This is a genomic window from Chitinophaga sp. Cy-1792, assembly GCF_011752935.1.
Lineage (GTDB): Bacteria > Bacteroidota > Bacteroidia > Chitinophagales > Chitinophagaceae > Chitinophaga.
Genome location: NZ_VWWO01000002.1, coordinates 1,097,847 through 1,112,339 on the forward strand (window position 1 = coordinate 1,097,847; position 14,493 = coordinate 1,112,339).

The 14,493-nt window shown below is 46.2% G+C and carries 12 protein-coding genes; 7 read left to right on the plus strand and 5 right to left on the minus strand.

All coding sequences use genetic code 11. The features are described 5' to 3' along the window. Positions 1–58 precede the first annotated feature (58 nt). The 7 genes from F3J22_RS18580 to F3J22_RS18610 all read left to right on the plus strand — a co-directional run bounded on the left by F3J22_RS18580 (position 59) and on the right by F3J22_RS18610 (position 6,259). Positions 59–1,183 carry a glycosyltransferase family 4 protein gene (locus F3J22_RS18580; RefSeq protein WP_167019439.1) on the plus strand — a complete coding sequence of 375 codons (1,125 nt, stop codon included), beginning with the start codon at positions 59–61 and terminating at the stop codon, positions 1,181–1,183. Between the two features lie 81 nt (positions 1,184–1,264). Continuing rightward, positions 1,265–1,816 carry a hypothetical protein gene (locus tag F3J22_RS18585; protein WP_167019440.1) on the plus strand — a complete coding sequence of 184 codons (552 nt, stop codon included), beginning with the start codon at positions 1,265–1,267 and terminating at the stop codon, positions 1,814–1,816. Positions 1,817–1,838: 22 nt separating this feature from the next. Then, complete coding sequence (locus F3J22_RS18590; RefSeq protein ID WP_167019441.1) at positions 1,839–2,492, plus strand: TonB-dependent receptor plug domain-containing protein; 654 nt, start codon at positions 1,839–1,841, stop codon at positions 2,490–2,492. Between the two features lie 23 nt (positions 2,493–2,515). Beyond that, complete coding sequence (locus F3J22_RS18595) at positions 2,516–3,076, plus strand: hypothetical protein (RefSeq protein WP_167019442.1); 561 nt, start codon at positions 2,516–2,518, stop codon at positions 3,074–3,076. A gap of 215 nt (positions 3,077–3,291) precedes the next feature. Beyond that, the gene (locus F3J22_RS18600) at positions 3,292–4,116 is read left to right on the plus strand and encodes a hypothetical protein (protein ID WP_167019443.1); all 825 of its coding nucleotides are present in this window, start codon (positions 3,292–3,294) and stop codon (positions 4,114–4,116) included. A gap of 252 nt (positions 4,117–4,368) precedes the next feature. Further along, entirely contained in the window at positions 4,369–5,022 is a 654-nt protein-coding gene (locus F3J22_RS18605) for a VOC family protein (protein ID WP_167019444.1), read from the plus strand. A 130-nt stretch (positions 5,023–5,152) separates the two neighbouring features. Further along, on the plus strand, positions 5,153–6,259 hold the full coding sequence (locus F3J22_RS18610) for a calcium:proton antiporter (protein ID WP_167019445.1): 1,107 nt from the start codon (positions 5,153–5,155) through the stop codon (positions 6,257–6,259). Between the two features lie 100 nt (positions 6,260–6,359). Here F3J22_RS18610 and F3J22_RS18615 read toward each other — a convergent pair whose 3' ends face one another. From F3J22_RS18615 to F3J22_RS18635, 5 genes are all read right to left on the minus strand, one after another. Then, on the minus strand, positions 6,360–6,797 hold the full coding sequence (locus tag F3J22_RS18615) for a hypothetical protein (protein WP_167019446.1): 438 nt from the start codon (positions 6,795–6,797) through the stop codon (positions 6,360–6,362). Positions 6,798–6,960: 163 nt separating this feature from the next. Further along, complete coding sequence (locus F3J22_RS18620) at positions 6,961–7,716, minus strand: LytTR family DNA-binding domain-containing protein (RefSeq protein ID WP_167019447.1); 756 nt, start codon at positions 7,714–7,716, stop codon at positions 6,961–6,963. Next, positions 7,713–9,296: a sensor histidine kinase gene (locus tag F3J22_RS18625; RefSeq protein WP_167019448.1), complete on the minus strand. Its 1,584-nt coding sequence runs from the start codon at positions 9,294–9,296 to the stop codon at positions 7,713–7,715. Before F3J22_RS18625 ends, F3J22_RS18620 begins: the two co-directional genes overlap by 4 nt. 180 nt (positions 9,297–9,476) lie before the next feature. Then, positions 9,477–11,114 (minus strand): RagB/SusD family nutrient uptake outer membrane protein, encoded by a 1,638-nt coding sequence (locus tag F3J22_RS18630; RefSeq protein ID WP_167019449.1) that lies wholly within the window; start codon positions 11,112–11,114, stop codon positions 9,477–9,479. Positions 11,115–11,140: 26 nt separating this feature from the next. Next, positions 11,141–14,425 carry a SusC/RagA family TonB-linked outer membrane protein gene (locus F3J22_RS18635; protein ID WP_167019450.1) on the minus strand — a complete coding sequence of 1,095 codons (3,285 nt, stop codon included), beginning with the start codon at positions 14,423–14,425 and terminating at the stop codon, positions 11,141–11,143. Positions 14,426–14,493: the final 68 nt, after the last annotated feature.

Sequence of the window (14,493 nt, forward strand, 5' to 3'; positions counted from 1 at the left end):
AGACTTGGCCAACTATATGACGAAGCACTTGCGAAACTAAAAAATAGGGAAAAGCCTTATGCGAACTAAAAAAACCAGGGTCCTCGAACTCAACTTCGAAAGAACGTGGAGGGGCGGGGAGAGGCAAACTATGTACAATGCGGAAGGATTCCGTAATGCCGGACTGCACGTGGAAATCCTCTGCAGAAAAGGATTCCCGCTGGAACAAAAAGCCAGGGACGCCGGCATGAAAGCAAGGTCTTTCAAAAATATTTTTGGCGTGATCTTCTTTCTTATGCTACATGGACATCGATACGATATCTTCCATGTACAAACATCACATATACTCACTTATGTGGTGCTGACCAGGGCCTTTCACCGGGGAAAAATCGTATATACCCGGCGTATAGACTTCGTGCCCAAAGGCAGACTTACATTGCTGAAATACAAGCTGTGCACCCATGTGGTGGCTATCAGCAGCGCTATCCAGCAAATCGTTACCAACTTCGGCGTGAAAAATGTTACGCTGATCTCCAGTGTGGTAGAACCTAAACCGCTCAACAAAAAAAGAGCAGAAGACCTGCTCAAAGACCTGAACCTCTCTCCGGATACCAGAATCATCGCCACCACTGCGGCGCTGGTACAGCACAAAGATCCGTTGAACATGGTGGAAGCAATCAGACACTGCGCTGAAAGCCACAAAGACTTCGTATTCCTTCACTTCGGTAATGGGAATATGATGGAGGAAGTGGAAGCCAGAGTGGTCGACTACGGCCTGCAGGACCAATATAAGCTGATGGGCTTTTATAAAGATGTGGAAGACTTCTTCAGCGTGATGCAGGGCTTTACCATGAGCTCCGAAGAAGAGGGCCTTGGCAGCAGCGTGCTGGATGCCTTCATCTACAAGGTGCCCGTGGCTTCTACCAATGCGGGCGGCCTTAAAGACCTGGTCGGCGACGGCAGGGCATATATGTGCGAATCCAAAAATGGTCAGGCCCTGGGCAATGCCATCGATAAAATCCTGCGTAATCAGGCTGAGTCAGATAAAAAAGTAGAACAGGCTTACGATTATGCCTATACGCAGCACAATAACGAATATATTACCGCACAATACCTTGATTTATTAGGAATCACTGCTATAAATGTACCGGCAGATAAGCCCGCAACGATCATGGGAATGCCAGTGCTGAACCACTGGCAATAGCGATCTTATCCTGTAAAAAAATTCATAGATAGATTAACTGTAAAAAAGGTATCTTCTCTTGCGGAAATATATTTTTGCCGCATGAGAAGATATCTTTTATTCCCTATGCTACTGCTGGGCACAGTGCTCAAGGCCCAATCCCCCGACTCTGCCAGGGCAAGGATGATGCGCCAGGAAGGCCCTGTTGCGGGCAAAAACACCCCCTTAAATCAAATTTACCCACTATTTATTCTGAATGGAGTTGTCAGTGATTCCGCCAGGATTAATCAATTGAAACCAGAAGAGGTGATGTCGATAAAAGTGCTGAAAAGCCCCTCCGCCACGAGTATCTATGGTGAAGCGGGTAAAAATGGTGTGGTATTAATCAGCACAAATGCATTTGTAAACGGTAATATCTATAAAATACTCAGCCCATATTCTGCAAAATATAAAGAGATAGGTACCTGCAATGATTGTATGGTATATATCCAGCACAGCAAGATCGTTGGAGACGCTGTCAGGGACGAGTATCTGAGCGAATTGGAAAAATCAAAGATCGATAGTATCACTATTCTTGAACAGCCCGTACTCACGCAGCAGTATAACGTTGCAGATAAAAAATACGGCGTTATTGTCACTTACCATCCTAAATAGACCTATCTAAAAAGCAAACTGTATGCGTAAATATTGCTTCATACCTGTATGGATGCTCCTGACTACTGTAGCCGTGGCACAGCAGAAAACAACTGACCTGGAACAAAAAACACCTGTGCTGGCAAGTGGGGCAGATACGGTCAGGCCTAAACAAATAATAATCTGTGGCCCTTCCCGATCGACTGTTATCAATAGTAAGGTTGATTCCGGTGGTGGTGTCGGGTTTCGTTGTTGCAGGGCCACTATCAGCAGCGATCAGCCGCTTTATGTGTTAAATGGAAAAGTCAGGGACTCCCTGAAGCTGGAAACGATTAATCCGAACGATATACTATCTATCAGCGTTCTGAAAGGAGATACGATAGCCGCAATATATGGTGCCAGAGGCGCCGCTAACGGCGTGATCATCATTGATACAAAACCTTATGTGAATAGTGGCCTTTATGACCTGCTCAGTAAATATTCAAAGAAATATAAAGCCATTGGTAACTGTCCGGATTGCACGGTCTATATACAGTCAGACAGGGTAATAAAAGATGAGGAGAAGGCCGAATACCTGCGCCGGTTGCAGCAGGGAAAAATCGGGAACGTAGAAGTGGTAGAACAACCTGCCCTGCAACAGCAATATAATATCACCGGCAAAAAGTACGGGATCATTACTTCCTATAAAACTAAATAGCTTTAAAAACCTGGTTTTTATTCATGAAAGCATTTTTGTTGGTTCCAATGCTGCTATTGGCTACCATGGCTGTCGCACAAGAGAAAACAGTCGATACTACACATCAACGTGTTGATATAAACGCCTATTTTGATGCGGATGCAACACCGCTGATTGTCATTGATGGAAAGAAAGTACCCGTTGATTCCTTGAAGGAACTGAATCCTATGATTGTTCAGGGGATTACCATTGTGAAAAAACAACGGGCAGGGAAAATATACGGGGAGGAAGGTCGTATGGGGGCAATAGAGGTAGAAACAAAGCCTTACATTATGAAAAGCGCCCACGATTTACTGAGCAGGTGCTCAGTAAAATACCGTAAAATCGCAGACTGCAGTGACTGTCTGGTCTATTTAGATGAAAATGGAATAGTTGCTGCACCTGCGCTGGCAGGATACTTCATGAACCTGACACACACTAAAAGAATCAGGAAAGTAAAAATTATTAAACAACCCCTGCTGGAGTCAAAATATAAGGTGTCCGACAAGCAATATGGAATTATTGTATCTGTCGTAAAAGATAAACATAGGAAGAAGATGACCTGATTTTCGGGTTAACCCTCATCTATACACGTAATCGCTGTATATGCCAACATGATTGGTGCATTTCCGGCCCCTTTTTTGCTAAAGCCTGCCCGTCCGGATACACATAAGCTCCGGTTTTTTTGCTAATATTGCGGGAATTTTAACAGTAACAGACAAAACTATATCTGAAAAACGGTAGGAAACCTTTGCTGTAAACCCAAAGTGAATAATATTTTATGAAAAGTTCATTCGTTTGCAAATCACTCGCCGCATCCCTGGGCCTGATGCTGGCATTCCAGTACAGTAACGCACAATTTGGCAACATCCTGAAAAAAGCCTCTGATAAACTGGAGCAAAAAGCCAATGATGCCATCGATAAAGGCGTGTCAGGTACGAAATCTGCCACCACCGCAGATACCGGAACTATTTCCACCGGTAAAAAACGTATCTCCATGAACAGTGTGTTCGACTTTAAAGCCGGCGACTCTGTACTGTACGCCAGCAATTTCGATAAATTCAAGGCTGGAGCCATGCCGCCAACCTGGAAAACCAATGGTAGCGGACAACTCATGAAATCCGGCGAGGTAGCCGGTACCTGGCTCGAAATGCAGAACGGCGCCTCCTACAAACTCAATCAGAACTATAAATTACCAGAGACTTTTACGGTAGAATTCGACCTCCTCACCAGCTGCGATAAAATCACGGATATCAGCCCGGTAGCCTTCGGGTTCGCCGAAAACAACAGCGTGGCCTCCTTCAATGAAGGCAGTATCGCCGTCACCGAACTGGAGTTCTACAACAACAATAAAGTCACCAGCTTCGCCAACCCGGTAGATAAATACATCTCCACAGAATATGATCTCAGCAAATATGCAAATGATAAAGTACACGTTTCTATCGCTATAGACCATGCACAGATGAAAGTCTACCTGGATAAAACTAAAATCCTTGACTCAAAAATGTTTAAGGATGATGTACGCAAATACTTCTTCGTAAGCGCTCCGCTCAACGCCGAAAACGATGCGAAAGTGTATATCAGCAATGTGGTGATCGCTAAATAACTGAACAAGATATTTTTCTTAGTCCCCTGATCCCGATGAAGTCGGATCAGGGGACTATTTTGCTTTCAGGCCGGGCGTCAGCCCCCGCGCGCAGCGCGGAACCACCAAAGCAATAGCGAAGCTATTGCTTTAAAAATCAAACGCAGATCCTGGTATCTATCTCTTTATAAATAATATCAATATTGTTAACCATCCTTATCATCTACCTTTATAACTGATAATTTATTGACACACCAGACAAAAATTACAATTATGAAGATCACCGCATTGGAAATTATCAGCAACGACATCAATAAAGCGATTCACTTTTATCACGAAATACTGGGATTTGAGCTGGTAGCTTCCAGTCCTGAAAAAGCAGTCGTGAAAATCGGTCATACCCTCTTTACTCTTAAACATGATAACCAGGCGAAGGGCGTTTACCACCTTGCATTCGATATTGCCAATAACCACCTGGAAGAGGCACTGCACTGGATTGCAGCCAAAATGCCCGTGGTAAAGGATAAAGATCACAATGAAATAACAGGTTTTCCTGCATGGAATGCAAAATCCTTCTATTTTTATGATCAGGAAGATAACCTGCTGGAACTGATTACCCGTTACGACCAGCATTCCCATAATAGCCAGCCCTTCGATCAGCATGCTATTATCGGTATCAATGAAGTTGGTATCTCCCCGGCGGCACCGCTGGTACTGGCAGAAGACCTGGTTTCCAACCACGGGCTTTCCTGGTTTGCCAAAGGTCCGAAACTGGAAGAATTCTGTGTAGTGGGAGACGAAGAAGGTATGTTTGTCATCAGCCGTGCCGGCAGAAACTGGTACCCTACCGACAAGCCCGCCGGCCATATTCCCCTTCGTGTTTTAGTACAGGCAAACGGCAAGGAAAGTGAGTTTAGTTTTGCGTAAACCGTTTTAACCTGAAATCCGGATAGCCACTGTCTTAATAGGCAGTGGTTTTTTATTGCCCCCACAGATGAACTGAATGTAGCGACTATACGTTATCTTGTAAGTATTACTGATCATCATAACTACCGATATGCCGTTTAAACATTTCTTATTCAAACGTTGGGGCATTGCGCTGCCACTCTGGAGCCTCATCTGTCCGCTGATAGGCGTTGTGCTGATAATGCTCGCTGCCACGCAGGATAGCGGATGGTTCGCAGTACTGATGGGTATTTCGCTCATCACCATCGTACTGGCGGCGGTACATCATGCAGAAGTAGTGGCACATAAGGTGGGAGAGCCTTTCGGTACCCTTATCCTGGCGCTGGCCATCACCATCATTGAAGTGTCGCTGATCGTTTCCATTATGCTGTCCGAATCCATGAACGAATCTACCCTGGCCAGGGATACGGTTTTTGCGGCTATCATGCTCATACTGACGGGCATCATCGGGTTTTCACTGCTGGTAGGTGGCTATAAATACAAGGAACAGGCCTATATTAAACAGGGGGTAAGTGCCGCTATGGCCACGCTGACGGCCATTGCAGTGCTTACACTGGTGCTGCCCAATTATACCGTGACCACGCCAGGCCCAGTTTATTCTAACAGCCAGCTCATTTTTATCGCCATTGTATCATTGGTATTATACGGGGGATTTGTAGCGGTGCAAACAGGCCTGCACCGGGATTATTTCCTGCCGGAAAATCCTGCTGAGGGCGAAGAAGCCCATGCGGCGCCTCCTTCCACAGCTACCACCATCCTGAGTTTGCTGGCCTTGCTGCTGGCATTGGGGGTAGTGGTGCTGATGTCTAAAAAATTATCGCCTACCATCGAGCATATCGTGCTGGACCTGGGCGCGCCTAAAAGCCTCGTGGGTATTATTATTGCGGCGGTCATCCTTTTGCCGGAAGGAACGGCTGCTATCCGCAATGCCTACCGCAACCGGCTGCAAACGAGTCTGAACCTGGCGCTGGGCTCCGCCCTGGCAAGTATAGGACTCACCATTCCTGCTGTAGCCATCGTATGTTATATCGCCGGTTTCAGGGTAACCATGGGCATCGATGGCAAATCCACGCTGCTGCTGTTACTCAGCCTTTTCACACTCAATATTTCCTTCGGCGCCGGTCGTACCAATATCTTACAGGGCATTGTACAACTGGTCATCCTGGCCACTTATCTCTTTATTACCATCGTACCATAACAGCATAAAAAAGGGCGACCAAAAGGTATTTTATAGCGGGTGCTCTGCTGGCTATAAAATACTCCTGGTCTGCCCAAAATCCGAATGGCGATAAAACAGATTAGTTAGCTGACATTTGTTTGTACAATGTGCTGTCAATTACACATTTATCTTTCCCTAATGAATAATACCTGATAGAAAATTTAATCGGAAGGCATTCAGTAGTTTGTATTTTATTGGAATCTATATTGTTTACGGCTATATGAAAAATATTGCCATCTCTGAAGATAGTAGGAAGATGTCCTGCACCAATAGCATTGTTAATCAGTTCACCTTTTTCATTTCTCCACTGTGTCAGATATGGTCTGAGACCTGCAACCCCGCTACTATCCATTAACTGTATAACATCTTCGCAACCATTTCCTATATATTTTACAGGAACACAGAAATTTGCGGGAGGACAAATTATTATCTCAGGCCCTTTTGCATTTTTTTTGCAGGAGAAAAACAGGCCGGCAGCCAGCACCAGCAGTACAGTCGAGGTTTTCAGCAATTTCATTTGTACGTAGATTTTGGTGATACTATGTTATTTAGTCAGATAATAGCTCTCTACAGTTACCCATCATCCCTTCTTAAACGAAGTATAATCACCAGTAGTTACAGCTAAACGGTATTTTTTATTTAGCTAGATGTTTTTGCGGTTGTTTTATGCTGATATTCAATTATTTACTGCTACTTAATCTCGATTTCACTTCGTCCTTTTTTGCCCTGGAAACCGGCACCTGTGTTCCATCCTGCAAAAGCAGGTAACCGCCGGATTCCTTTACCAGACTGCGTACATACTTCCTGTTTACCAGGTGCGACTGATGTGGTCTGAGAAAGCCATAGGGCAGGAGCAGCCCTTCATATTCCTGTATGGAACTGGCTACCGTAATTTTTTCTCCGTTGCTCAGGAAGAAGTGCGTATAGCTGTTGCTGCTCTCACAACGGATAATTTCACCAGTGTTCACAAAGCGGGTTTCTTTCAGAGAGGGCAGGGCTATACGGAAATCATCCTTTGGAAGCCCCTGCTGTAGCAAGTCTACCAGCAACCTTAATTGTTGCTGCTGGTTTTTGTTATGAAGATTATCACTTACTTTTTTTACGGCCATGATCAGCTCCTCCGGATCTACAGGCTTGAGCAGGTAGTCCATGGCGGCAAACTTCACTGCCTGCACGCCATATTGGTTGAAGGCCGTCACAAAAATGAGGGCAAAGTCCTTGCTTTGTAATTGCTGCAGCATTTCGAGGCCATTGGTTTCCGGCATATGGATGTCAAGAAACACGAGGTCCGGCTGATGCCTGTTGATGAGTGCAATGCCACCGGCAGCGCTGTCGGCGCTACCGGTGATGTTTACACCCGGACAATACTTCTCCAGCATCCTTTGCAGATTCAGGATATTATTCGCTTCATCATCTATAATAACTGCATTTATCATTTATCTATCCAGTTTTTAAGCAACAGCAAACACCTGGTGCCATTGTTGTCTGATTGAATATCCAACTGTATTTTCAGGGGTTTGTAAACCCTGTTAAACAGTGCGATGCGGTTGCGGGTAAGTTGTATGCCATGCCCGCCGGTAGCCTGGCTGGTATTATATCCTGCGCCATTATCGGTGATGGATATACGCAGATCTTTACCATCCTGCTGAAAATTGATCGACAGTAATGCCGCTTCCTTACGCCCGGCCAGCCCATGCTTGATGGCATTTTCGATCAGCGGTTGTGCGAGTAGCGGCGGTATCTCCAGGTTATTTACATGAATGGAGGGATCTACCTCAAACGTATACACGAAACCAAACCGTAGCACTTCAAGGTCTATATAATTTTTCAGATTTCTTAGTTCTTCCGATAAAGGTATCAGCTCATTCCTGCTGGTGGAAATCGTACTTCTGAGCAATCGGGAAAAATCTGCAAAATACCTGTTGGCCTGATCGATCTGGTGGTTGTTCATTAAGCCCTGTATACTACTCAGTGCATTGAAGAGAAAATGTGGGTTCATCTGTGCCCGGATAGCCTGCATTTCCAAAGATTTCATCCGGTGTTTACGCCGTGCATTTTTCAGCAACAGGTATAGAATGACGGCAATCAGCATCATAACGAAAATAACAATGATCAACGGTTGCTGGTACCAGGCGGGCCCGGTGCTGAAGGAATAGGTACTCACTTTTACTCCCTGTCGGGCATAACGTACTTCCACCCTGTAATTGCTGTTGGGCTGCAGGTGATCAAGTGTCAGGTGATAGCCACAGGGTTTCCAGTTTAAATTAAACCTGTTATTTCTCACCAGCCGGTATTCCAAAGGAATGATCGTTCCGCTGGAATCCCTGTCTGTGCGGTAAAAGAAGTTGATGGTGCTTTCCGGGATATTAAAATTTGTATAGGTAGCTCCTTCACCCGGAAGATTATTATAATCTTCTTCAGGCCTAAGCAGGGTTTTTGCAGAAGCCGGTCCTCTTTCCACAGCCATTAAAAATGGTTGCAGATTTATCATCGCACGGTGCACATGAAATACCAGGAAGAGTACCTGCTTATTGTAAAACTCAATCGTGATAACATCATCTTGTTCCAGATGCCGGTGATAGGAAAGGTGGCCCATAGTAGCACACGCTATCGTCATATCCGTCACCAGTCGTCCGTCGGCATAAGAAAATAGCTGCAATAATGGAACTAACGGTGCGGTGGTATCCTGGTTCCGGCTAACCTTCACCATAACATCGTTCAGGTACATAGGAGGATAAGATACCATATGCGGCCCGCCTGACTTAAGGCTGGTATTGCAGATCTGTACTGCCCCTATCGTGAGATCCGGGCCAATCATCTCTACATAATCGACATGTGCAGGAAGGTTGCCGGGTACAGGCTGTGATCCATGCTGGGTGCCGATGTAATTACTGGTAATAGCAATATACAGGCTATTATTCTGAAATCCCAGCGTACTCATATGGTCTGGTACTGTCTGGGCTGCTGCAATACAGGTATTTATTATCAGGATAAAAAACAGGACAATTTTTTTCATTACGGATAAATTTATAAAAGTTTTATTGCTACCGGTAACGATGTAAAATTAATTGGATATATCCGTGTCGGTTATAAGACCTTGAATCCTGTCATTTCCGCCTTGAATCCGGAAGGGCATAAAAAAACGCGGACTCGTAACGAGCCCGCGCTTTTTGTGACTGATTGTTATAATTAAACGCTACTTATTTTTCGCATCCCACCAGAGTTTGGTGCCGCCGTTATCCGGGCCACCCAGGAGTTTAACACCATCTGCTACTGTGGCAGGGTTGGTGGTATACTCGTTCTGCGGGAATGGTAAACGGCGGATCTGTACCGTTGTATTGATGGTACCACCGCTGTTGTTATGTGCCACCGGGAAGATCTGCGGATAGCCGGTACGACGGAATTCCGTCCACGCCTCCTGGCCTTCAGGGAACATCGCGATCCATTTCTGCGTAATAACACGCTCCAGTTTCTCTTCTGTACTACCGCCTTCGTTCCATTTGATGGTGATCTTAGATGGACTGATCGTATCGTTGCTATGGTTTTTAGGATCTACATAACGCGCGATGATGCTGGTATCATTGTTCAGATAGGTGGCATCGCTGACGCCCCACTGTGCAAAGGAAGTACTTACGCCTTGCTCATAGAGCTGTTGGGCAGATCCTCCTGTATTTGCCCAGCCATTGAGGGTTGCTTCTGCACGCAGGAAATAGACTTCCGCAGCGGTCATCAGCTGCACCGAAGTCTTTTTGCTGAAGAACGGTGATGCGCCATCGCTTACATTCAGGTTGGAATATTTCACATAATCATCTTTCACATTATTGCTGGTAACACCACCTACGCGGATACCAATATATTGGGAAGGGAAAGATGGGTCAGTGGATTTATCCAGGTATTTACTGATACGCGGATCTTTGTACCCATTCAGGAAACATGCCAGCGAGGCATTGATACGGATATCAGCCCAGTCGGTGGCAATGAACACCAGTGGGTTGGTAAAGCTGCCGGTAATTTTTACGTTCATGTTATCGCTGTTGTCAGAGATAACGCCGCCGTTAGCCGGGTTCAGGGCTTTTTCACCTTCTGTTTTAGCGGTAGCCTTGTCTACATAGTTGATGTGTGTAGCCAGTCTTAAACGCAATGAGTTGGCAAAACGGAGCCACTGTGCAAAGTTGCCGCCATACACGAGGTCGAACTGACCGAAATCGAAAGGCAATGCCTTGCCGGAGGTCAGCTGTGCCTGCAGGTATTGTGTGGCGGTGTCTAGCTCCAGGAAGAAACGTTTGTAGATATCCTGCTGGCTGTCGTAAGGAATGGTAGGTGCATTCTCACCTACGTGGCTATACGGAATCGGGCCGTAAACATCGGTGACACGGCTCATGCCGGCTACTTTTACGATCAGGGCCACGGCCCATACCGCCGGATAGTTTTGTTCAATACCAGTGGCTTTCAGCTTCATTATCGGCGACATGATATTCAAATACCCCACTTTGTAGGTTTCGCCATTCCAGCCATTTACCAGTGCATAGTTGGTGTTGTTGATACCACTTGCGAAAGGTGTTGCCGACATGAAGTAGCCACTAAAGATATCGGCGTTCAGGTTCTGTTGCAGCTGATAGGAGTTAGGATCTCCACCACCGGAAAAATTGATGATAGACATCTGTGCCGACTTCAGGAACAATCCCAGACCATTGAAATCGGGGCCCAGCTCTGATCCGGAAATACCGGTATTATCAGTATTGTATTTTTCAAAATTCTTCGTACAGGCGGTGAATCCGGCTACCAGCATTAACATCAGCGCCCACACACCTTTCACTTTATTTGGAAATTTCATCTTGTTCATTTTTTCAGTGATACCAATTAGAATGTAGCATTCAATGTCAGACCATAGTTGCGGGTGGCAGGTAACATGAACGCATCTACGCCGCCAAGTCCGTTTGCAGTAGACATGGTCTGCTCTGGATCAAATGGCGCTTTTTTGCTGAAATAGATGAGGTTACGACCTGACACAGAGAATTTCAGCGTTTTGAGGAAGGTGTTATGTAATGGAATCATATAGCCCAGTGCCGCCTCTCTCAGACGTACGGTGGTGGCGCTGTACATATATTCTCCGGAAACACCTTCTCTGCCGCCTACTACGGAGTACCAGTTGGCTGCGTCTACAGTAGTTACTGCCTTACCGGTTTCGTCTACACCGTTCACTTTCACACCGCCGGCATCTCTGGCATCACCAGTCGCTTTTGATACGCCATAGCCATCCAGCATCGCCTGGGTAACAGACATTACCTGTCCGCCAAATTTACCATCGATCAGGAAGGAGAAGGTGAAGTTGCCAAAGGACAGGTTGTTGTTCCATCCCAGCTGCCATTTGGTATTACCGTTGCCGAGGTATACCATGTCGCCGCCTTGTTTTACGGGTTTGCCATCCTGGATCAGGACACGGCCCTGGGCATCTTTCTGTAATACGGTACCATAGATGTCGCCGAAAGAACCACCTACTTTAAACTGGGAGGCGTAGTTGGCGCCGGAAGCTCCTGATAAGGTGAAACGGTCTACCTGTGGCGATAAGGAAATGATCTTATTCTGGTTGGTAGCGAAGTTCAGCCCTGTATTCCATTGCAGTTTGTTTTCTTTAGGGAATACATCATAACGAACCATTGCCTCCACACCCTGGTTCTGGATGTTACCGGCATTGATGAATACGGTATTGTTAAGTGTTGCCTGTGGTGCGGCAATTTCCAGTGTCTGGTTGGTGGTATTTGTTTTATAGTAGGTAACGTCGAAGCTTAAACGGTTTTCGAGAAAACGCCATTCGGTACCCAGTTCCAGCGATTTGGTCTTTTCTGGTTTCAGGGCAATGAACGGATTGGCTGTACTTACTACGATATTACCGGAAGTACCCAGTTTAGCCAGTGGCGTATTACTCTGGTAGGCCAGCGGGCTGTTACCTACAATAGCATAGGAACCACGCACTTTTGCAAAGGAAATAGCCTTAGGCAGGTGCAGTGCCTGTGTCAGAATAACGTTCAGACCCGCAGAAGGGTAGAAGTAGTTCATCTGAGGGGTAAACGCCAGGTTGGACGCCCAGTCATTACGGGCAGTCAGGTCCAGGTAAATCCATTCTTCAAAGGAGATATTGGCGCTGGCAAATACAGACTGCCATTGGCTGTGCTTTTGCTGGGTGGTACCTGATTGGGCACCGTCCAATGTATGCACGTTCTGGATGGTAAATACATTTGGAATGAAAAGACCGTCTTTTCCGGAATTGAAGTAGTCGCCATCTGTTTTTACATCACGGATACTGGTACCAACTAATCCATTTACACTGATTTTTTTACCAGGGAAATTGAAGTTGGCAAGCAGGTCGCCATATTGCTGGGTAGTGGTGTTGTTGGAATAGTTATAACTACCGTTGGCAGATGCCAGTACCTGTTGTGTACCAGCATATATTTTCTGTTCGTATTTATCGGAGATACGGTCAATGCTTCCGCGTGCCTGCACATTCAGCCATTTGTTGACATCATATTTCAGGCTGGCATTTGCCAGGATGCGGTTGCGGTTGAGCGAATTGGTATTGCGGTTGGTAATCCACCATGGGTTCTGCTGTACATCTTCGTTGAAGAGCCAGTTCTGTGTCATCAGGTAGTTCCTTGCCGGATCCGGTGCTTCAAAGGTATTTTTATATTGGGTGATGTCCAGGCTACGTGGAAACAGGTACAGGCCTGTTAATGGATTGAAATAGTAACCGGATAACGGCATATTGTCAATCTTCTGGGTCATATAGTTTACATCGGCAGTAGCGGTCAGCTTGTTGTTCAGGAAATGACCGGTTTCTTTAAAGTCGATGTTGTTACGGGCAATATTATTACCTGGCTCAATACCTCTGCCGGAAACGTTGGCATAGGAGAAGTAGGTCTGTGCCTGCTCGCTGCCACCGGAAAGACTTACTGCATTGGTAAACAGCTGGCCATTCTGGAAGAAATCCTTCAGGTTATCGCGGTTGACAGGGTTGCTGATTTTTGAACCCCAGCTGGTGGTGCTGCTGTCTTTTGTTTCTGCATAGTTATTCTGAAACTTAGGCAGAGAAGCCGCTTGTGATAAGTTGAAGCCGGAGTACAGGCTCACAGAAGAGTGCCCGGATTTTCCGGATTTGGTGGTTACCAGGATAACGCCATTAGCGCCCTGGCTACCATATAACGCGGCCGCAGAGGCGCCTTTCAGCACGGTGATGTTTTCAATATCTTCCGGGTTGAGGTTGGAAATCGGGTCGCCACCATCGTAGGAGTTACTACCGCCATAAATGCTGCTTGGCTGATTGGAAAGGGTATTGTTCATCGGTACCCCATCTATCACATACAGCGCCTGGTTAGAACCTAAGCCCGACTTGCTGCCACGAAGGATTACCTTGGAAGAACCTCCCACACCGGAGCTGCTGGTGGAAATCGTAAGACCAGCCACTTTACCGTTCAGGGTATTAATTAAGTTCGGATCTTTTGCTTTGGTAAGCTCCAGGCCATTTACCTGCTGGGTGGAGTAGGTGATGGATTTCTCCTGGCGGCGTATACCCAGTGCCGTTACTACCACACCACTCAGCTGACTGTCCTGTGGCGCCATCCTGATATTGATAGTCGTGTTATTGCCAACAGTTATCTGTTGCTGGGCGAATCCAACATATGTAACCACCAGTACATCGCCGGGATTGGCTTGCAGGGAAAAGGAACCCTGGATATCGGTAGCGGTGCCTTTACTGGTACCTTTGACCTGGATAGATACCCCTACCAGCGGTTCTCCATTGTCGCCGGTAATCTTTCCTGTTATAGGCCCCGCTGCTGCAGCGGTTTCCGTGGCTTTGGGCCTGGGAGAGACCACGATGGTTTTGTCTACAATGCTGTAGGTAAAGAGTTTATTACTGAGGCAGGCATTCAGGACTTCCGTCAATGATGCCTTGTTCATATCAAGATTTACGGGTGCTACCTTTTGCAGCATCTTTTCATCATACACAAATTCATAGCCCGTCTGGCGACTGATACTATTGAATACATCATAGAGCGGGAGGTGTTTTCCCTTGATGGTAATGCTTTGTGAGAAAGTTTTGGCGCTCAGGTTTAGCGTGAAAACAAGTGTCAATATTGCGGTTAATCGCATAGTCAATAATAGTTTTCTATGCAAATGCCCGCCCTTTCTGCGGACTTTGCAGGTACAAAGGAGTTCCA

Bases quoted from the DNA above. Each gene is read 5' to 3' on its own strand.
- F3J22_RS18580 (WP_167019439.1), top strand. From the start codon at position 59: ATGCGAACTAAAAAAACCAGGGTCCTCGAACTCAACTTCGAAAGAACG.
- F3J22_RS18585 (WP_167019440.1), top strand. From the start codon at position 1,265: ATGAGAAGATATCTTTTATTCCCTATGCTACTGCTGGGCACAGTGCTC.
- F3J22_RS18590 (WP_167019441.1), top strand. From the start codon at position 1,839: ATGCGTAAATATTGCTTCATACCTGTATGGATGCTCCTGACTACTGTA.
- F3J22_RS18595 (WP_167019442.1), top strand. From the start codon at position 2,516: ATGAAAGCATTTTTGTTGGTTCCAATGCTGCTATTGGCTACCATGGCT.
- F3J22_RS18600 (WP_167019443.1), top strand. From the start codon at position 3,292: ATGAAAAGTTCATTCGTTTGCAAATCACTCGCCGCATCCCTGGGCCTG.
- F3J22_RS18605 (WP_167019444.1), top strand. From the start codon at position 4,369: ATGAAGATCACCGCATTGGAAATTATCAGCAACGACATCAATAAAGCG.
- F3J22_RS18610 (WP_167019445.1), top strand. From the start codon at position 5,153: ATGCCGTTTAAACATTTCTTATTCAAACGTTGGGGCATTGCGCTGCCA.
- F3J22_RS18615 (WP_167019446.1), bottom strand. From the start codon at position 6,797: ATGAAATTGCTGAAAACCTCGACTGTACTGCTGGTGCTGGCTGCCGGC.
- F3J22_RS18620 (WP_167019447.1), bottom strand. From the start codon at position 7,716: ATGATAAATGCAGTTATTATAGATGATGAAGCGAATAATATCCTGAAT.
- F3J22_RS18625 (WP_167019448.1), bottom strand. From the start codon at position 9,296: ATGAAAAAAATTGTCCTGTTTTTTATCCTGATAATAAATACCTGTATT.
- F3J22_RS18630 (WP_167019449.1), bottom strand. From the start codon at position 11,114: ATGAAATTTCCAAATAAAGTGAAAGGTGTGTGGGCGCTGATGTTAATG.
- F3J22_RS18635 (WP_167019450.1), bottom strand. From the start codon at position 14,425: ATGCGATTAACCGCAATATTGACACTTGTTTTCACGCTAAACCTGAGC.